Source organism: Alicyclobacillus sp. SO9 (assembly GCF_016406125.1).
Classification (GTDB): Bacteria; Bacillota; Bacilli; order Alicyclobacillales; family Alicyclobacillaceae; genus SO9.
Genome location: NZ_CP066339.1, coordinates 4,311,033 through 4,330,811 on the forward strand (window position 1 = coordinate 4,311,033; position 19,779 = coordinate 4,330,811).

General features: G+C 46.3%; 16 protein-coding genes. 6 read left to right on the top strand and 10 right to left on the bottom strand.

Going from position 1 to position 19,779, the window contains the following annotated elements; genetic code table 11:
* The 4 genes from GI364_RS20175 to GI364_RS20190 all read right to left on the bottom strand — a co-directional run bounded on the left by GI364_RS20175 (position 1) and on the right by GI364_RS20190 (position 2,532).
* Complete coding sequence (locus GI364_RS20175) at positions 1-213, bottom strand: hypothetical protein (RefSeq protein WP_198850985.1); 213 nt, start codon at positions 211-213, stop codon at positions 1-3.
* On the bottom strand, positions 210-986 hold the full coding sequence (locus tag GI364_RS20180) for an ECF transporter S component (protein ID WP_198850986.1): 777 nt from the start codon (positions 984-986) through the stop codon (positions 210-212). Before GI364_RS20180 ends, GI364_RS20175 begins: the two co-directional genes overlap by 4 nt.
* A gap of 280 nt (positions 987-1,266) precedes the next feature.
* Positions 1,267-1,458, bottom strand: a complete 192-nt coding sequence (locus GI364_RS20185) for a hypothetical protein (RefSeq protein WP_198850987.1) — start codon at positions 1,456-1,458, stop codon at positions 1,267-1,269.
* Positions 1,459-1,938: 480 nt separating this feature from the next.
* The gene (locus tag GI364_RS20190; RefSeq protein ID WP_233095892.1) at positions 1,939-2,532 is read right to left on the bottom strand and encodes a DUF1003 domain-containing protein; all 594 of its coding nucleotides are present in this window, start codon (positions 2,530-2,532) and stop codon (positions 1,939-1,941) included.
* A 392-nt stretch (positions 2,533-2,924) separates the two neighbouring features.
* Here GI364_RS20190 and GI364_RS20195 point away from each other — a divergent pair, with 392 nt between their 5' ends.
* Complete coding sequence (locus GI364_RS20195) at positions 2,925-5,372, top strand: bifunctional YncE family protein/alkaline phosphatase family protein (protein WP_198850989.1); 2,448 nt, start codon at positions 2,925-2,927, stop codon at positions 5,370-5,372.
* Positions 5,373-5,497: 125 nt separating this feature from the next.
* Here the strand turns inward: GI364_RS20195 and GI364_RS20200 are convergent, their stop codons facing one another.
* Genes GI364_RS20200 through GI364_RS20210 form a run of 3 tightly spaced genes read right to left on the bottom strand, consistent with a single transcriptional unit; the run spans position 5,498 to position 9,637 of the window.
* Positions 5,498-6,604, bottom strand: a complete 1,107-nt coding sequence (locus GI364_RS20200; RefSeq protein ID WP_198850990.1) for a GntR family transcriptional regulator — start codon at positions 6,602-6,604, stop codon at positions 5,498-5,500.
* 27 nt (positions 6,605-6,631) lie between these two features.
* Positions 6,632-8,230, bottom strand: coding sequence for a xylulokinase (locus GI364_RS20205; protein ID WP_198850991.1), 1,599 nt, complete (start codon positions 8,228-8,230; stop codon positions 6,632-6,634).
* A 6-nt stretch (positions 8,231-8,236) separates the two neighbouring features.
* The gene (locus tag GI364_RS20210) at positions 8,237-9,637 is read right to left on the bottom strand and encodes a sugar porter family MFS transporter (RefSeq protein WP_198850992.1); all 1,401 of its coding nucleotides are present in this window, start codon (positions 9,635-9,637) and stop codon (positions 8,237-8,239) included.
* 447 nt (positions 9,638-10,084) lie between these two features.
* On the opposite strand from GI364_RS20210, the gene GI364_RS20215 reads away from it, so the two are divergent.
* On the top strand, positions 10,085-10,792 hold the full coding sequence (locus tag GI364_RS20215; protein ID WP_198850993.1) for an L-ribulose-5-phosphate 4-epimerase: 708 nt from the start codon (positions 10,085-10,087) through the stop codon (positions 10,790-10,792).
* 27 nt (positions 10,793-10,819) lie between these two features.
* A complete protein-coding gene (gene araA / locus GI364_RS20220; protein WP_198850994.1) occupies positions 10,820-12,244 on the top strand; it encodes an L-arabinose isomerase in 1,425 nt (474 codons plus the stop codon).
* A gap of 127 nt (positions 12,245-12,371) precedes the next feature.
* Here the strand turns inward: araA and GI364_RS20225 are convergent, their stop codons facing one another.
* Both GI364_RS20225 and GI364_RS20230 read right to left on the bottom strand, forming a co-directional pair.
* On the bottom strand, positions 12,372-13,013 hold the full coding sequence (locus tag GI364_RS20225) for an FAD-dependent oxidoreductase (RefSeq protein ID WP_198854133.1): 642 nt from the start codon (positions 13,011-13,013) through the stop codon (positions 12,372-12,374).
* Complete coding sequence (locus GI364_RS20230) at positions 12,920-13,591, bottom strand: NAD(P)/FAD-dependent oxidoreductase (RefSeq protein WP_198850995.1); 672 nt, start codon at positions 13,589-13,591, stop codon at positions 12,920-12,922. Before GI364_RS20230 ends, GI364_RS20225 begins: the two co-directional genes overlap by 94 nt.
* A 249-nt stretch (positions 13,592-13,840) precedes the next feature.
* On the opposite strand from GI364_RS20230, the gene GI364_RS20235 reads away from it, so the two are divergent.
* Positions 13,841-14,158 (top strand): ArsR/SmtB family transcription factor, encoded by a 318-nt coding sequence (locus tag GI364_RS20235; protein WP_198850996.1) that lies wholly within the window; start codon positions 13,841-13,843, stop codon positions 14,156-14,158.
* A gap of 94 nt (positions 14,159-14,252) precedes the next feature.
* Positions 14,253-14,999 carry a TSUP family transporter gene (locus GI364_RS20240; RefSeq protein ID WP_198850997.1) on the top strand — a complete coding sequence of 249 codons (747 nt, stop codon included), beginning with the start codon at positions 14,253-14,255 and terminating at the stop codon, positions 14,997-14,999.
* Between the two features lie 133 nt (positions 15,000-15,132).
* Here GI364_RS20240 and GI364_RS20245 read toward each other — a convergent pair whose 3' ends face one another.
* Positions 15,133-16,581, bottom strand: coding sequence for a SulP family inorganic anion transporter (locus GI364_RS20245; RefSeq protein ID WP_198850998.1), 1,449 nt, complete (start codon positions 16,579-16,581; stop codon positions 15,133-15,135).
* A gap of 591 nt (positions 16,582-17,172) precedes the next feature.
* Between GI364_RS20245 and GI364_RS20250 the strand changes: the two genes are divergently transcribed.
* A complete protein-coding gene (locus GI364_RS20250; RefSeq protein WP_198850999.1) occupies positions 17,173-19,659 on the top strand; it encodes a beta-glucosidase in 2,487 nt (828 codons plus the stop codon).
* The last annotated feature ends 120 nt before the right edge of the window (positions 19,660-19,779 follow it).

The following is a 19,779-nucleotide window of genomic DNA, read 5'->3' on the forward strand; positions in this document are numbered from 1 at the left end:
TCACTTCCTTTGTGACTGACGACTTTCGATAATGACGGAAACCACTGTGATAATGAACATAAACAGGGCACCAATCAAAATCGTTGCACCGTCAGACAAACCGAAGTTATTGACAGCCTTGGGCTGATAATGAGTGATTGTCATGTACAGACCGTCTAGAGCAATGAGGATGGTGACCACTAAAGCAATCCAACTGATTTTGCCTAGCTTCACAGTGCATCCCTCCCTGCATTCAGTAGGGACCCATCGGACGCCACAGTTCCAGAATAGAGGCCCACTGCCCTCGCAACGCGTATCGCCAGCGGTGCGGTGATACCAGCTTCCAGTCCGTTTCCGATGGCATTGAACAAGGAGTACCAAAATACCAACGCGACGGTCTCTGTCTGACCGTTCAAAAAGGGTCCCATAAACAGTGACTGAATCGTGACAGCCGGTATAGCGCGAAGAGCGCCCATCACAAGACCGTCCCAAAAGTTCCTAAATCCGCCGGAAGCGAACACACTTCCTTGACGAGACAGGAAATAGAGGTCAATGAACAAACCTTGAGCAAGACCGTAGGGCCAGTAAAGCGGTGTAGACTCAGAACCCCCGTACAAGAGTTGCATGATGAGAAAATCTACAAAGACCATTGCAGTAGCTGCTCCCGGCTTACGGACGATAGCAATACCCACCATTAAGAGGAACATGTAAGGCAAATCATTGGCTGCGAAGATGTGGGCGAAGGGAATATTTCGGATGATAGGGGTGACGAATTGATCGCCAATCATGTTGTCGTAGACTTCGAGAATAACACCCATGATAGCGACAATTAAGATGTCCTGCGTTGTCCACTTCATGAAGCTGCTGCTGGAACGCGCACCGCGAATCACGAAATAGAGAAGTGTAAGGCAAAGCAACCAAATCAAGATGTAAACAAAGAGACCTCCGGCAAACGGCAAATGCAAGGTCGCAGTGCCTTGCCACGACTTAGGTAACATAGACGACATTTCCACACCTCTTCCCCTCGTTTTGCGGGTACTGTGCCCACAACCAAGTAGTGTAGAGGAATTCTGTAAATTTAGAATAAAGTAGCAGTAAAGCTTGTGTAACGATGCCGTCACACTTTTGCAACATAAATTTTACAATTAGAGGATAATGTTCTTTCTCGCCCTTTACCCTCCGCTCGCTCTTATTTTGCTAAGCGTGACTCCTGGAAATCAAAAGCCCGCCAAAACGGCGGGCCACTACGTCGCGATGTATCCACAACTCAAACAACTTGTCGGTTTATTATGGACTCAGAGACCTGCCTTCTCGTCCTGCTTTTCTCCGAATCAGGCGAATTCCGCGCCCGAACAAAGAGAGGTGATGCTCTCGATGCTTTTGAAGGACATGCTCGAACCTCCAGATTTGCATTGCTTTCTTTGCGACTCTATCCTCCTGGTGCCGACTCAATACTTCCGCTGAATACCAATCGTTCATTTTGTATCTCTCCTATTTTTTCAAATTGTCCGTGTAAATCTAAACTTTCTGTTCCAACATTACATTTCGAAAATGACATTGAAGTCGCTGTGCTGACATTGTGACTCATTACTTCATCCTCCTTTTGTGATTTTGCTTTGAAACAACAAAAGGGCCTGCGTACATATCGCAGGCCATTAATATCATCTGACTAAGCGTGAAACTTTCCGTTTAAACACAAAAGGCCGCAGTTTACACCGCGGCCTGTAACGTAAGTTTCAACTTAACCCAAGTAGCTCCGGCGGTATGTGTGATGCATATTCAATTCGATGAATTTGTTCGTATACATCTCGAACATACCGAAGAACCACCTTTCATTGAAGTATCAAAGCATGATTAGTATAACAGCAAATCACACTTTGGTAAAGATATCCTCCAAATTAATTTTTTATTACGCCTTCGCTGCGACAACTCAATGTAACTCACTCTTTCACACTAGAGTCACTTGTGGCTCGAAATGGGTTGTCGTTCTGCATCGTGACTCACAGCGGTTTGTGAGGTCAGTATAATGAGCAATCGCTCCAGTTCGTGCAACTTTCCCTCGACGCGGTGGAGGTGACTCTGCATATCGTCGATTTCCTGTTCAGCTTTATAGTTAATAGCAAAATCAATTACGGATTCATGTTTATCCCGTGCAGCTTGCCTGTTCTGGCTCATCATGATGATAGGGGCCTGAAAGGCGGCAATAAAGGACAGGCAGAGATTCAGTAAAATAAAGGGGGGTTTGTCAAAATGCCAATGATTTGTCAGTGCTGTGACATTCCATACAATCCACAGACCCAACACAGTGGCGAAAATCAAGATGAAAGACCAACTGCCGCCGAAAGAGGCAATCTTATCGGCCAGCCGATCCGTCCACTTTGTCCGCCGTGAGTAATCCTCATCCAGATGCATAAGAATGCGGCTTTCATAATTGTCGACCAGTCTGTCAATGCGTTTCTTGTCTGTTTCATTAATTTGAATGTCGAAACCTTCAAAAGTAGACCTGTCTCGATACTTATCCTGTGGTTTTACGAAATAGTTTCGCTTGCCCAATGTGGCCAACTCCTCTCTATAGGGGAATTGAACACACATTGAACACTTACACAGGCTGAAATCTCTGTGTATAAGAATTCAAGATGGTGAACAATTCCCCGTTTGTTAAGTCAGGTTCAGGAGGCATACTGTCCAAAATCCCATCTCCTTCTGCGCGAGATCCGCATACCTATCGTATGGCGTACGCGCCGATAATGCAATATAAATTTTGCGTATTAGACGACAGCACAGTGAGAATTCCTCTGTCGCTCTTTTACAAAACCTTTACCCTATTTACAAAATATTAAGTTCAGTTTTGTCCGAATTTTACAAAATGAAGGTAGATTCTATGTCAGGGGCAAATTCAAGGGGTGATAAATAGAGAGAGACGTATTCATAGGAGGGAACAGCACATGCACTTCGGAAAGAGACGCACTCGGATTCTTGCGGGCGTCGGTATGACCGCCATTTTGCTGACGTCAGGGACGGTGTTCGCTGCATCGCGCATCTTCGCGGGACCGCAGGGAAACGGAACGGGTATCACCTCCTACGACTGGAAACTGACTCCGGCTGGCAAACAGCTCACGCTCGGTGATTTTCCGATGGGGGCCGCCGTCAGTCCCAACCACAAGTACATGGTAGTAAGCAACGACGGGGATGGAACCCAATCCTTACAGGTCGTTGACATTGCAACCCGCAAGGTAGTTCAAACCATTCCGTATTACAGCCCGAAAGCCTTGTACTTGGGTGTAGCCTTCAGCCCCGACGGAAAAAAGCTGTACGCTTCCTCCGGCGGCAACAATGAAATCCGGGTCTACTCCTTCAGAAACGGCAAGATGACTGAACAGTCTCCAATTAAACTCTCCATCGCATCACGCTACCCTGCTGGTCTCTCCGTATCTCCCGACGGCAAGACACTCTATGTTGCCAACAACCTCAGCGACTCTGTGGCAAGTATTAATCTCATCACTGGCAAAGTGGACAAAACAGCCAAAGTGGGCCACAATCCGTACACTGCGTTCTTAAGTAAAGACGGCAATACACTGTATGTAAGTAACTGGGGCGAAAGCAGTGTCACAGTGCTCAATGCAGCAAACATGAGCGTAGAAAAGACCATTCATGTAGGTCTTCATCCCAACGCCATCGCTGAAAATCCAGTGACAGGTATGATTTATGTGTCGAATTCGGACAGCGATACTATCACTGTCATCAATCCGAGAAATGAGACGGTAGTGCACAAGGTTTCACTTAAGCCGTACCGCGGGGCACTGCCTGGGAGTACGCCAGATGCGCTGACTGTCAGTCCCGACGGCCGAACTTTGTATGTGGCGAATGCCGACAACAACGATATTGCTGTCATTGGTCTGAAAGGTGAAGACATGGGCGTACGCGGTCTCATTCCCACCGCCTGGTACCCAACCGGTGTCTTCACTAGCTCCAACGGCAAGGGCCTGATGGTTCTCAATGCAAAAGGCCTTGGTGCCGGACCTAACACACAGGGACAGTACATCGGAAGCATGATAAAAGGTACGATGTCCTTCATTCCCGTCCCAGATAACGGCCAATTGCACAGGTACACAGAGAAGGTGAAGCGCAACAACCACTTCAATACCGGCTTCATTCACGAAGCCGAGGACAAAGTCGGAAACTTTGTGCGCAGTGTAGAAAGAAGAACCACGCCTATCCCTCGCTTTGTCGGCGAGAAATCCCCGATTAAGCACGTCATTTACATCATCAAGGAGAACCGCACTTACGACCAAGTCTTCGGCGACATTAAGAAAGGCAACGGCGACCCCGCGCTCACTCAGTTCGGCGCCAACATCACGCCAAATATCCACAAGCTGGCCAATCAATTTGTCCTTCTCGACAACACCTACACGGATGCAGAAATCAGTGCCCAGGGCCACAACTGGTCCACCGCAGCTATCTCCAACGACTACACGGAGAAAAACTGGATGGCGGATTACAGCGGTCGCGGCCGGGGCTATGACTTTGAGGGCACGAACAAGGCCACATACCCGAAGGACGGCTTCCTCTGGAACGATGCCGCCAGAGCCCATGTGAACTACAAGGACTATGGTGAATTCATGTCAATGAAGAAGTCTGGAACCTGGGCACCGAACGACCCAACCATCAAGAACTATGACCCTAACTACCCCGGTTGGAACCTGAACATTTCCGACTTAACGCGCTACAATGAGTGGAACAAGCAGTTCCAGCAGTACGTCAAGAACGGCAAACTGCCGCAACTCGAGATTGTGCGGTTGCCAAACGACCACACCAAAGGCACCACACCAGGCGCTCTGACACCTCAAGCCTATGTCGCACAAAACGACAAAGCGCTTGGTAAGATTGTGGACACAGTCAGTCACTCGAAGTACTGGAAGAGCACCGCTATTTTCGTGATTGAAGATGACTCACAAAACGGGCTCGATCACGTTGACGCCCACCGCACAGAAGCACTGGTCATCAGTCCCTACACCCAGACGGGTAAAGTAGACAGCACCTTCTATGACACCGCATCTATGCTCAAGACCATGGAAATGATTCTTGGCATGAAACCAATGACGCAATTCGACGCAGAAGCTACACCTATGCTTGGTGCCTTTACCAACAGGCCCAAGTTCACACCGTTCAATGCTGTGCCGGAGACCTATCCCATCACCAAGACCAACAGTGCCAACGCACCAATGGCCAGCATTGCCAAGAAAATGAACTGGTCCGTAGCAGACATCAATAGCAGCGATGCCATGAACAAGATGCTGTGGAAGGCTACCAAGGGAAATGTCCCATACCCTCATGTACACCATACGGACGGGTCCCCTGATGTGGTACAGACTACACCAGGGAAAGTTGGTTGATTAGCAGAGAAGCATGTTGGACGAAAGAAACTGTGTTCACGCTAAAAGTGCTGTCCCAGTCGTTAACGACTGGGACAGCACCATGGCTGGGTATCGAGACCTCTACACAACATGAGGACCCTTCTTTATCTGTTTGAATTCACTTCGCTCGTGTGCTTCAGTGTTTTTACTGAGTCTCTTATGATAATTTCCGGCTCATATACCTTTGATGAAACAGCCTGCTTATCTATCATTTTAATCATCATTTTCCCAGCATCCAGGCCCATTCTTTCCTGGGGGTGAGGAATGGTTGTTAATGCGGGACTAATAAATTGCGAAAATTGATAGTCGTCAACACCCATGATGGAAATATCCTCAGGAACTTTCAAACCAATTTCCTTCACAAAATTAATAATCTGAATCGCTAGCTGGTCGTTGTAACAAACAACCGCTGTCGGAACAAACTTAGGCCTAGTCAGGATTGTATAGAATTTCTGAAACAAGTTGATTTTGTTTTCTTCGGTCTGATACATCATGATTTCACTCAGATTGGAGATTTCAGGATGTGCCTGGTAGGCCTTGATATAGCCATTCATGCGATGAATCCCTTGTTTATCATCAACCTTAAAGATCCCCACAATTTGTTTGTGGCCCTGAGCAATTAAATTGCTTGTAGCCATTTCTCCGATTTTTTCATCATCCATAATCAAATAAGGAATATCTAAACCATCGTAAATGGCATTAATGAACAGCATGGGGATACCCATTGCTTTAATGTTCTCGTAAATACTTTTGTTCCCGTTATTCAAGGCACTTCTTGTTGGTTCAATGATTAAACCGGACAACTTGTTTGATAACAAGTTAGCCAAACTCTTCCGCTCTCTATCCGAATTATTCTGTGTACTGGCAATCAAGACAGAATAACCGTAATTGGCAATGTAGTTATCAATTCCCGTAATAATATTGGGGAAAATATAATCTGCAATATGGGTTGTAATCAGGCCAATCGTCTTATTTTCTGCGCTGGGTCCAGGTTTATTTTTCCAGTCGTTCACAAACATTCCACCGCCTTGAATGCGGTAAACAAAGTTCTCCTGTTCCAGTTCCCCAATTGCATGGCGCACGGTGAACCGACTCACGTTATAAATCTCCATGAGTTCCGATTCAGTCGGGAGTTTCTGGTTCACCTTATAGACCTCTGAAAAGATTTTCTCGCTGATATCCTGCTTAACGAGTTCATACTTTTTCGTCATAGTATTTTCCCTTACCACAAAGTGAGATTAGATACACTCAATTGCCTGAGACTCAATTGGTAGACCTGCTTGGTACTTCTTCATGAACTCTTGGTATCCAGCAACTCCGTCAGGCTCTGGATTTAAAGTGACACTGTCAGGACTCGTGAAGACCTCTTTATCCAAGAAATCCTCCAGACTGATTCCACCGCTTTTGTGTTTAGTGTAAGCAGCCAGCACAGCCATACCCCAAGCGCCGCCTTCCCCAGCAGTGGCCATTACCGTAACAGGAGTATTAAGTGCGTTGGATAAGACTTGTTGACCAACACCCTGTGTTTTCAGCAGTCCACCCTGAGCAACCAAAACATCTGCCTTGATTTGTTCTTCATTTTTCAAGATATCCATTCCCATTTTAAGTGGTGCAAAAGCAGCATACAACTGGGTTTGAATAAAGTTTGCTAATGTGAATGAGCTGCTGGCATCGCGGACAAACAGCGGACGCCCCGCCGGCATTCTCGTAATATTCTCGCCCGACAAAAAGCTGTAGTTCACTAATCCCCCTGCGTCAGGATCAGACTTGGCAGCCGCCAGAAACAGAGTTTCGTATAAGCGATCAGATTTCAAATCGACACCGAGACGCTCAGCAAACTCTCTAAACAGGTTAGCCCACGCATTAATATCAGAGGAACAATTGTTAATATGGACCATGGCAACAGGGGCACCATTTGGCGTCGTGACAATGTCTACATCCCTATAAACTTTCTCCAGTGGCTTTTCAAGCACAATCATTGAAAAAGCGGATGTTCCAACTGAGACATTTCCGGTACGTTTACGAACACTGTTGGTACTCACCATTCCAGTTCCAGCATCACCTTCAGGAGGAGCCATTAAACTCCCTTCCTCCAGATGGCCGCTAACATCCAGCAATTGGGCGCCTTCTCTCGTTAGTGTTCCTGCGGCTTTCCCGGCGTTTAAAACCTTTGGTAATATGTCCACAGTATTCCAATGATACTGACTAACCTTTTCAAGAGCATCAAATTTCTTGAGAAGTTCTTCAGAATAAGTCCCAGTGTCTTCGTCAATCGGAAAGACGCCAGACGCATCCCCGACTCCCAACACCTTTGCTCCAGACAATTTCCAATGTACATAACCGGCAAGAGTAGTCATAAAGTAAATCTCATGTACATGAGATTCCCTGTTTAAAATTGCCTGATAGAGGTGAGCGATACTCCAGCGCTCCGGAATGTTAAATTGAAACAGTTGCGTCAGTTGGTCCGCAGCTTGTTCAGTAGTATTATTACGCCAAGTCCGAAAAGGGGTTAGCAAACGCTCGTTCTTTGCAAAGGCTAAGTACCCATGCATCATAGCGCTTACACCAATTGCCCCAATTTTTGTTAGCGTAATATGATACTTGCCTTGCACATCTGCCGCAATCTGGGCGTAGCTTCTCTGAATACCTTTCCACACTTCGTCCAGTGGGTAGGTCCAAAGCCCATGTTCAAATCTGTTCTCCCAAACATAGCTGCCAGAGGCAATCATATTAAAGTCGTCCGATATCAACACTGCTTTAATGCGTGTTGAACCTAATTCTATGCCCAACGAAACATTTCCTTGCTGAATTGCCTCAGACGTTTCGACTAAGTTCACTCGTTCCTACCTCCCAACTTCATAAGCCAGAACTGCTTTTTCTTCTCCAACTTTCTCAATTTCCTCCAGAGTATGACCTCGGGTTTCAGGAACATATGTCCGAATAAAGAGCACTCCGAGCAAGCAAACAATGCCAAAGATGGCGAAAACCGCTTCTTGGGACATGGAAGCAGTCATAATTGGGAACAGCAACCCAACCAAAAACGAACCAATCCAGTTAAACGAAGAAGCCAACCCTGACGCGCGCCCGCGAATTACTAACGGGAAAATTTCACCAACGATAACCCAAGTCAACGGAGCCCACGTAAACGAATACAGTGCTACGTAGATACTCAAGAAGACAACAATCATCATTGGATTGGCGTGAGGAATTAATAAATTCAAGACTGCAGGCAAGATAAAGGACAGCGCCATAATGGTTCCGCCCACCGTTAATAAGGTTCGACGATTAAACTTATCAGCAATCATGAGGAATATCAAGGAACCGACGACGAGAATGACGCCTTGAATAATTGGCCACATCAAGGCTGAACTTGCTGCATGACCCGTTGCCTTTTGGACAATTAAGGGGATATAGTAGAAAATTGCGTTAGCACCTTGGAATTGTTGAAAAGCTGCCACACCTACACCGGCAATCACGAGATACCGGTATTTTCCACTGAACATGGTGCCCAGTGATACTTTTTGATTCCCTTCCCTCTCCTGCTTGACTGTCTCTTGTATCTGCTGTATTTCAGAATCAATTTCTTCTTGATTCGACCGAATATAACTCAGCACCCTGCGTGCTTCAACAAGTTGGTTGTTCTTCAACAAAAAACGTGGTGATTCGGGTAATCGTAATACGCCAGCAAAGAGAATCAGAGCTGGTACTGCTGCCAGACTAAGCATTAACCGCCAAGCTAATGTCTCTGGTAACCCTTTCAACAAGAAATCGACAACGTAAGAAAGGAGCATACCAGAAACAATCATAGTTTGATTAATACCTGATAAACGTCCGCGTACACCTGCAGGCGCCATCTCTGACATATATGCGGGAACCAATGCAGATGCAGCCCCGACAGCCAACCCCAATAAAATGCGAACAGCAATCAAGTAGTACTGACCATTATGAGGAGATATACCGGACAAAATTGATCCAAGAACAAACACTAATGCAGATAACAAAATGGTTTTCCGCCGACCTAAGCGATCAGACAGCTGTCCGGCCAAAGCGCCCCCAAAAATAGCACCAAACATGACTGCAGATGTTATCCACCCAATCGCACCGGCACTGTTTTGAAGATGCCAGTCATTCTCTAGAAAGGGCAGGGCTCCTGTCATTACTCCGATGTCATAGCCAAACAGAATGCCGCCGAACGCTCCAAAGAAGTAAATGAATCCACTTGGCACTTTCTTTTCATCAACCACTAAAATTCACTCCTTGCGTAAATTGTAAATCATAGAACAACATCTGTTACCGCCCCGCCCATGGGCTGTATCTACAGCACGCAAAATGTAAAAGCGTTTTCAAAATGCAGAGTAACACTGTTATACGAATAAATCAACGAAATAATATTTATACGTATAAACTTGTCCATTTAGTTTTCAAAGATGACACAACCACTACATCACGGCTTTACCTGAGAACGTTGACGATTTACAACACCTCAAATCACAGCTTCGGTATTTGTGACTAAGCTGCTCATGAACTGCTTCGAATCATTCATACGGAATACAACCTGAATCATTGACTTATACGTATAAAAAATATAGCATTACCCTCTGTAAGCGATTTATTGATGCTGAAGAGTGGTAGTGTTAACAACATTAACAATGTCCGGAACAACAAATATATAGCAAAGGAATGATCGGGTGATGTTGGAAGAACTAAAGGAAGCAGTCTATCAGGCCAACATGCTGCTGCCGAAATACAATCTGGTCACCTTTACCTGGGGCAATGTAAGCGGAATCGACCGCCAAAAGGACCTGCTTGTAATTAAGCCGAGTGGCGTTGACTACGACAAATTGTCACCACAGCAGATGGTCATCGTCGACCTTGACGGGAACGTGGTGGAAGGTGATTTAAATCCATCAAGTGATACACCCACACATGCTGTCCTCTATAAAGAGTTCCCAAACATTAAAGGAGTCGTCCATACACATTCGCCTTGGGCTGTTTCGTTTGCTCAAGCAGGAGTTGAGATTCCAGCGGCAGGGACGACACACGCCGACACTTTTTACGGACCGATTCCGGTCACACGAGCTATGGAGATGAGCGAAGTTGTCACCGACTACGAAAAACAAACCGGGAACGTGATTGTTGAGACCTTCCGAAAACTGCAGCTTGATTCCAGTCAGGTTCCAGGTGTGCTCGTCAATGACCACGGGCCTTTTACTTGGGGTGAATCGCCTGCTAAGGCTGCTCATAATGCCGTAGTTCTGGAGGAAGTTGCAAAGATGGCCTACCACTCACTACAACTGAATCCTCATCAGATTGGCATGGATCAGTTTCTTCTCGACAAGCACTACCTGAGGAAGCATGGTAAGAACGCGTATTATGGTCAAACAAACGATAAAAAATAGGCAGTTATCATTGGGGAGGTTATCTACTTGTTGAAGACAGGAAAATATGAATTCTGGTTTGTCGTTGGCAGTCAGCACTTATATGGAAAGGAAGCACTGGACGCAGTAAAGGACAATGCAATTAAAATCATTGATGAATTGAATCAGCGCGGTAACTTGCCTTATCCCATTGTTTTTAAAACGGTAGCCACGACTGCGGACAGCATTACTCAAGTGATGAAAGAAGTAAACTATAATGATGACGTTGCTGGTGTCCTGACCTGGATGCACACATTTTCCCCTGCAAAGAACTGGATTAGGGGCACAAAGCTGCTGCAGAAACCGCTCCTTCACCTAGCCACACAGTTTCTTGACCACATTCCGTGGAAAACTATCGACATGGATTATATGAACCTGCACCAAAGTGCCCACGGCGACAGGGAGTATGGTTTCATCAACGCAAGATTAAAGAAAAGCAACAAAGTCGTGGTCGGCCACTGGAAAGATGACCGCGTCCAACACCAAATCGCGAATTGGATGGATGTCGCGGTTGCGTATAATGAAAGCTTCCACATCAAAGTGGCGCGATTCGGAGATAACATGCGCCATGTCGCTGTGACAGATGGAGATAAAATTGAAGCCCAAATTCAATTTGGGTGGACGGTTGATTACTACGGCATCGGCGACCTGGTTGCGGAAATGAAGGAAGTGTCGGAACAGGAAATTGAAGCAACGTTTGCAGAGTGTCAAGAGAAATACGAATTTGTTGTCGGGGATAATAGTCCGGAGTTTTTTGCGGCACATGTCAAAGAACAGATAAAAATTGAAATTGCTTTGCGCAAATTCCTGGAACGAGGCGGGTATACTGCGTTTACCACGAACTTTGAAGACCTGTGGGGGATGAAGCAGCTTCCAGGCATGGCCGTTCAACGTCTAAACGCAGAAGGATATGGTTTCGCCGGAGAAGGCGACTGGAAAACAGCTGCACTCAATCGCTTGCTGAAAATCATGGCTCATAATCAAAAGACAGGCTTTATGGAAGACTATACGTACCACTTAGTGCAAAACCAAGAAGAGATTTTAGGGGCACATATGCTTGAGGTTGATCCAACCTTTGCCAGTACCAAAATCCGAGTTGAAGTTCATCCTCTCGGCATCGGCAACCGGGAAGACCCTGCACGCCTGGTCTTTGACGGGTCCGATGGGGATGCCATTAACGTAACCATGTCTGACTTTGGCAGTCACTTCGAACTGATTATGTATGAAGTCGAAGGGAAGAAGCCAGTCGAGGCAGCTCCGGAGCTTCCCGTTGCTCGACAAATCTGGACACCCAAGCCAGGGTTCTACGAAGGCGTGCGCAAGTGGATTGAACAAGGCGGTGGACATCACACCGTATTCTCGTTGGCGCTCACAACAGAACAAATTGAAGACTTTGCAAAAATGGCGGACATCAAGTTGGTTAACATTAAATAGCAGCTTGTATTTTGAAGTGCTGAACATGTAGATAGCCGCGCTGCTGCGCGGCTTTTCTATGAGTACACCGAGCACGCTCCATAAATTGGTTTCCAAGCCCATTCTAACAACCTTTTCTCGTCAACAACTACTTCTGAAAACGGCCCAGGTACAGGTTTAGCAATCGCTGTGCCAGTTGCGGCGGCATCTTTCCCTGAAACTTCACCATGTACGTATCAAATGACGACTTCATTAAGTGCGACATAGCGCTGTGATAGGAGATATCCATGTTCCCTCCCCACAGTGTATTGGAACGAATCAACATGGCCTTGCGATGGCCCATATTCATGATACAAAACACCTCCGGCTCATAGTCGTATGCCTCTCCATGTCCTGTAATACGTTGATGAAGCAGGCTGGCCACCAGGTTCCCTTGTTCTACCGCAAGGTGTCCCAATTTAGGCACTGTTCGCGATGCGACATCGCCAATGGCGTAAATGTTTTGGTGATCCAAATGTAGGAAATTTTGGTCTGTGGGGACAAACCCCACTTCGTCTCCCAGACCAGACTCAGTAATCAGGTCTGGACCGCGATATGTGGGGATCAAAACCGTCAACGCGGAAGACATGGTTGAGCCATCGGTAAAGGCAACCTGGTCCTTCTCTATTCTTTTAATCACTTTATCGGTCACAACATCTACTTCATGCTCACGGGCCAGGTCTTCAAATGCTTCGTGAACTTTGTCTCCAACATCTTCAAAGAAGATTTCTGCGGGGCTGTAGCAGATAATGCGAGCTTTGTCGCGCCGCGTCTTTGCAGCTCACTGTCAATCATGAAAGCAACTTCTCCAACGGGGCCCTCACAAGCTGTTTCCAGATGAGGAACATCTTTGAGTCGTGTCCCCGAAAGCATTGGCGCAGATCCAACCAAAATGTTCCCGTGCTCGAAATTGCTGATGGCCTCATGCAGTCTCGGAGCTAGAATATCTGTGCATACGGAATAACCGTATTCGCGAAAACCAGGTACTGACTCAAAGTCTTTCTTCCCCCCAAGTGCAATCACAAGAAAGTCGTATGACACAGTTGCTTCGTCGTCCAAAAACACTTCCTGAGCCTTTGGATCAATCCGATGCACGCGACTGCGGATGAACCGGCCGTAAGATTCAATCACGGGTCTCAGAGGAAATGTAATATCACGAATGTCCTTCTCCCCAAGTGCCACCTCCGGAAGCGAGGGTTTAAGCAAAAACGTTTCCCGCTCGTCAATCACCGTCACATCTACTTCTTCCCAGTCTTTCCAGGCTGAAACATGATGAAAGACGGTAAGCCCTGCAAATCCCGCACCAATAATGACAAGTTTTTTTGCCAAGACTAATACCTCCAAAGAGAAATTTAAGTACAGTGTGTGCGTCACGGTGGAAAATCATAACAACAGCAGGGATTTTCTTCACACAGTTCAAGCGTACTAATAAAAATGGTTCATTTTACAACTATAAAACTAGAAATATAGTTATATAATGATTGATGAGAGGAGGAGACGCGTATCTCGAACAAACAGTCTCCACAGTGGCAGTTATCTGTCGGAGAAGAAATCAGGAAAGTCGTCGAAGCATCTGAAATGAAGTACCCAATTTTGCAACAGAATTCTGATTTAGAGCAATTGGCCCTTTTCCACAAGGCGCTGGGCGACGAAACCCGCCTCAGAATTATAGGTATTTTACTCGTCCAAGATGCCTGCCTGTGTGAAATTGTAGAAGGATTGCACACCCCAACCTCTACCATTAACCACCACCTGAAAATCTTGGAGCGGGGTGGAGTCATTCATGGCCGCCGGGAAGGGAGGTTTACCGTCTACGGCATTGATAGGTCCAAACTAAACCGCATTCCACTTCTTCATCATGCAGATAATCAACTCAAAGGAGGAAATGGAGAGTGATTTCAGCATCCGTGGATGCCATGAAACTCGTGACTGAATGAGAGCACAGAGTTCACAGAGCTGGAAACGAACAATATCATAGGGAGTCCTGGTTATGACACAGTGGTTGCTTGTCATCTTAGTTGCATTCATCGTCGGTTTTGTAACGACCTATCTTAAAATCACTATTGATAGGATTTTTCTAGTTTTGCTGCTCGTACTTTGGATGGGATTCGGTATTCAACAAGCGGTTGTAATTAACGCCCTTGTCATGTTGTTGGCGTCCTTACTATTCTTTCGCGGGGCAAAATCACAACTCTCCCAGTTGCCAAACACAGTGAAGTGGACTGTCCTGGTTCTTTCTTTTGGCGGCGGCGTATTCGGACGCTGGGTTGGACTGCAGTCCTCAAGTCGTGCCTTAATCGTAATTTTAGGCATCTACGCAATTCTTATCGGACTGCGTCTGCTGTTGATAAAACCTAAAATGGTGCCAGAGGGCAAGATACACTCGGGAGTCGGTATCGTTACATTCGTATTCAGTATCCTCACTGGTCTCATAAGTGCTGGCGGAAAGCCGCTTCAAATTCCTGTTCTCGTAAAAGGGTTTAAGTTGTCTATGCCTCAAGCCTACCTGGTGGCATCACTGGGAACGATTGCCTCGACTATTGGCTTTCTCGTAGGAGAGCTCTGGTTTACAAAAGCAATCCCGCTATCGAACCTTGCCTGGTCCTGGATATATTTCGTCGCAATAAGTCTCATTATGTTCATCTTTGAACCTATGTGGAGTCAGAAAATGCAAAGATGGGTCACATTGGCAGTGGGTATTTTGTTACCCATCGTTGGTATTAAACTCCTTGTATGATTTATCCTCTATAACCTGTGGAACAACCATTAGAGATTATTATTACAAGACCTTAAGCATTCACCGCTATATTGTATATGCGGCGAATGCTTAAGTTTGTGATACATACATAGACACCTTATATAGCTAGGATTTAAGCAGATATGACCGTTCCTGACTTGCGGACCAGTTCTGTACTCTCTTCATTTAACCCAACTAAGCTGACCGACTTGTCAACGCTGCAGTATTTGTCGACAACGCTCTGGATACCCGAGACCGAGGCGTGGTCCCAGACGTGGCTATGGCTGAAGTCGATAACGACTTCACAGGGGTCATTCTCGATGTCAAATAAATCTATAAAATGTGTCACTGTTGCAAAGAACATCGGGCCTTTAATCGTGTATGTCTTCACACCGTCCAAATTTGTCGTCTTCGTCGCATGAATACGAGCCATTTTCCATCCAATAAAGACCGCGTTCAATATGACTCCAGCAAATACGCCAACTGCCAAGTCATTTGTGGCAACAACACTGACTACGGTGACGACCATGACAAGTGCTTCAAACGTCGGTACTTTCCATAGAGTTCGAAGTGATTTCCACTCGAACGTGTAATAGGAAACCATAAACATGACGCCCACCAATGCGGCGACCGGGATTTGGCTCACAATTGGACGAAACACTACAATCAGCATGATGAGAACCGCTCCGGATATGAACGTGGATAGACGCTTGCGTCCCCCATATCCTACATTCAATGTAGATTGCCCAATCATTGCACACCCAGGCATGGCGCCAAAGAAGCCTGTAAAGATGTTTGCAATCCCCTGGCCTCGAATTTCCTTGTTTTTATCACTCTTTGAATTCGTGGAGTCGTCCATAACCGTCGCAGTCATCAATGTTTCTAGGCTGCCTACCAGAGCAATGGGCAAAGAATAGGGAAAGATAACCGCGAGAGTATGGTAATCGAACGGGACAGTAGGGATGTGGAAGTAAGGCAGGTGAGCCTGAAGATGCCCAATGTCACCTACGGTTTGAAGCGGCAATCTGAATAGCATACTAGCTGCTGTCATGATTAAAATTGCAATTAACGACGATGGGATGGCTTTTGTAACAAAAGGTAACCCCCACACTAGGGCCACCGTCACACCACAGACGACGTATGCTATCATTCCTTGCCCCATGACATGCGGTAGTTGTGCCATAAAAATGAGAATAGCCAGCGCATTCACGAAACCAATTATGACACTTCGTGATACAAAGGTAATAAAACGACTAATCTTTAAAGCGCTGATGAAGAGTTGTATCAACCCTGCCAGGATGCCTGCGGCGAACAAATACTGGTCGCCATGATTTTTTACCAAGAGTACCATCAGCAATGCGGTTGATCCGGTCGCACCTGAAATCATTCCAATCCGACCGCCAAAAATGGAAACCACAATGGCAATAATAAATGATCCGTACAATCCAATCATTGGATTTACGCCAGCAATCATGGAAAAGGCAATCGCTTCAGGGATTAACGCAAATGCAACTGCTGTCCCAGCCAAGACATCCTCCTTGACGTTGCCAAACCACTCTACTCTTTGATTTTGAAAATCCACAAAAAACCTCCAGATGCGTATTTGTTACCAGACTCTCAAGTCTTCCGAATCCGTTCAATTAGCAGTATTGCGTAGTGTAAAACGGATCTCGTTTGAATGCAACACTGAGACATTACCTGTAAGCGCGAACACGCCTGCGGCTCCTGCACAGAAATTATTTTCGATCTCTATTCACAAGTACTATTGAGTTTCAAATTGGATGCAAACATGTATCAGCCTGTTGAATAAATAGAAACCTAGGTTAAATCAAGGTGATCACAGACCTTAGATTGCAAGAAAAACTAAGCAAAGAAAGAAAACGCTTCAAGACTGGTTTCTATTAATAATAGGTTTCCTATATTGACACTATGACGTCAGTTGGTATACACTCCAAACCAACATAAATAATTAACTAATCTTTAATAAGAATGCATGGGTGCGTTCTTGATATCTAACGGAGTATACTCGCTTATCTAATCTGAAAATTCTGCCACATCGTGTGTGTGTCTTCATGGGCCATAATTGGTACCGCCCTATACCAATTTATATATATCTGTCTATCAACGTGTCTATCAATGCATCTATTAAAATGGCGAAAGAAGGCGCGAAAGCATGAAGAGACTAGCAATGTCAACTGCTGCTCTCAGCAGCTCTTTTGTAGCTTTGGTTATGTTAGCGTCCCCGGCATCAGCGAATCCAACGCATGCGTCTACTCGTTCCGCCAAACCTTGGCTTAACCAACACCAATCCATTAGTAGACGGGTTCAGGAACTCATGTCGCAAATGACTCTCGCTGATAAGATTCATATGTTACATGGCGTCGGAATGAGTGCTTCACCCTATGTTGGGTACATCCCGGCAATTCCAAAGCTTGGTATCCCCGCACTGAAATTGGAGGACGGACCAGCTGGTGTCGCTGATGGAATGACACATGTAACACAACTTCCCGCCCCCATTTCAGTTAGTTCCAGTTTCGACCCCTCGATTGCTAACCAATATGGAAAAGTCATTGGCGCCGAAGAAAAGGGAAAAGGCGCGAACATTAATTTGGGACCCACGGTCAACATTGTAAGAAACCCTCAGTGGGGCCGGGCCTTTGAATCCTTTGGAGCAGACCCTTACCTTACCAGCCAAATGGCCGTCTCTGACATCAAAGGGATTCAAAGTCAAGGTGTCATGGCGCAAGTGAAACACTTCGATGCATACAACCAAGAGACCAATCGGAATACGACTAAAGACAACACAATCGTCAGTCAAAAGGCTTTGCACGAAATCTACATGCCAGCCTTTCGTGCAGCAGTGAAAAAAGCCCATGTTGCCTCCATTATGTCCGCATACAGCATGGTAAACGGAAGTTTTTCTTCAGCAAACAAGTACCTTCTCACTGACGTCCTCCGCAAACAATGGAACTTTAATGGATTCGTAACCTCAGACTGGTTTGCCGCTCATTCTACTGTGAAGTCCGCCAAAGCCGGACTTGACATGGAGATGCCAAATCCAACCTACTTTGGACAGAGTCTTGAGACTGCTGTGAAAAATGGGCAGGTTAGCATATCTCTCATTAATAATAAGGTTAGAAGCATTCTCCGTGAAATGTTTCGCTTTGGATTATTTAATCGTCCGAGTACAGGCAGCCCGTCGGCCAACGTCTCTACTCCGCAACATAAGCAGGTCGCACTGAAAGCCGCGGAAAGTGGAACAGTGTTACTAAAAAACCAAAACAACGTACTGCCTTTGAATTCGCGCCGATTGAAGTCTATTGCCGTCATCGGGTACGATGCTTCAACCGATTTAATGACAGGAGGGGGCGGCAGCGCACACGTGCTGGCTGACAAAGGAACGGTTGTTACACCGTTAACGGGTATCAGAAACGCGGCAAAAACAAGTAACACGCGAGTGACATACGCACAGGGTCTCCCGTCGCCGGGTTCGCTCCCAGCTATACCCTCAAAATACCTTAGTAAGCCCTACAAAGCGGGTTCAAGTTATGAAGCGACTCTAACAGCACCAACGACCGGGGACTATGTCTTGGCTGTGTCTGATAAAAACACTCGGTATACGCCGACAACGCTGTCTGTTGATGGCAAGATCCTCACAAGGATTGCTTCAACCCCAGGTGACACGGTTGCGAGTAAATCTATTCACTTGCAAGCCGGGCACACCTATCAAATCAAAATCCAAGGTCCTAGTACTGGATTCAGTTGGTCTGACGGCGCTATGACGGCAAGCAGCATAGCCAAAGCCGTTGAACAAGCAAGGCAGAGCAACGTTGCTGTGGTGTTTGCCAGTAGTCCAACTAGTGAAGCCATGGATCATCCAAACCTCAGTCTTGGTGGTGGAGAGAACAAACTGGTTTCTGCCGTAGCGAAAGCGAACCCGCATACCGTCGTGGTACTCAACACAGGAAATCCAGTTACCATGCCGTGGCAGAGTGAAGTCCAGGGTATCATTGAAGCTTGGTACCCAGGACAGACTGACGGCAAGGCAATTGCCTCCGTGCTCTTCGGCAAAGTGGATCCGTCCGGACACCTTCCCATGACGTTCCCGACCAGTCTCAGTGGAACACCGACTGCCTCGACAAGTCTGTTTCCCGGGGTTAACGGAAAGGTGCACTATGCTAATGGTGTAAATGTAGGTTATCGGTGGTATGATAAAAACAATGTCAAGGTGCTGTACCCCTTCGGATACGGTCTCTCTTATACGAGCTTCAAGTACAGCGACTTGAGAATTGCCCCAGGCCATCCTGAAGACCCTCTACTAGACGGGGGCAGGCACGGGAATGTTCGAGTAACCTTGAACGTGACGAATACCGGATTGGAAACGGGATCGGCTGTTCCACAGCTCTATATTGGAGACCCCCAGAGTGCCAATGAGCCCCCGAAACAGCTCAAGGGCTTCCAAAAAGTAACGTTAAAGCAGGGGCAAACCAAGAGAGTCACCTTTATGCTTCGTCCACAAGCGTTTTCAATCTGGGACAGCCAAGCCAACAAGTGGACCATCCAGAGCGGAACCTATCAAATTATGATTGGAAAGTCTTCAGCCAACATAAAACTCCATGGTCGTGTGCAGATCTTTGGTCCACGAGGTATTGAACGATAACTTCATTGAAGAGAAGATTCATGTGTACGTTCTACATTTCTTACAAGATCACAAGAAGGAGGCTTCTCCATTTGAGAAGTCTCCCTCTGTCTTTGCGGTTGTAGAATTGCGGACCTGCAC

Bases quoted from the DNA above. Each gene is read 5' to 3' on its own strand.
- GI364_RS20180 (WP_198850986.1), bottom strand. From the start codon at position 986: ATGTCGTCTATGTTACCTAAGTCGTGGCAAGGCACTGCGACCTTGCAT.
- GI364_RS20250 (WP_198850999.1), top strand. From the start codon at position 17,173: ATGAAGAGACTAGCAATGTCAACTGCTGCTCTCAGCAGCTCTTTTGTA.
- GI364_RS20235 (WP_198850996.1), top strand. From the start codon at position 13,841: ATGAAGTACCCAATTTTGCAACAGAATTCTGATTTAGAGCAATTGGCC.
- GI364_RS20185 (WP_198850987.1), bottom strand. From the start codon at position 1,458: ATGAACGATTGGTATTCAGCGGAAGTATTGAGTCGGCACCAGGAGGAT.
- GI364_RS20200 (WP_198850990.1), bottom strand. From the start codon at position 6,604: ATGACGAAAAAGTATGAACTCGTTAAGCAGGATATCAGCGAGAAAATC.
- GI364_RS20195 (WP_198850989.1), top strand. From the start codon at position 2,925: ATGCACTTCGGAAAGAGACGCACTCGGATTCTTGCGGGCGTCGGTATG.
- GI364_RS20240 (WP_198850997.1), top strand. From the start codon at position 14,253: ATGACACAGTGGTTGCTTGTCATCTTAGTTGCATTCATCGTCGGTTTT.
- GI364_RS20215 (WP_198850993.1), top strand. From the start codon at position 10,085: ATGTTGGAAGAACTAAAGGAAGCAGTCTATCAGGCCAACATGCTGCTG.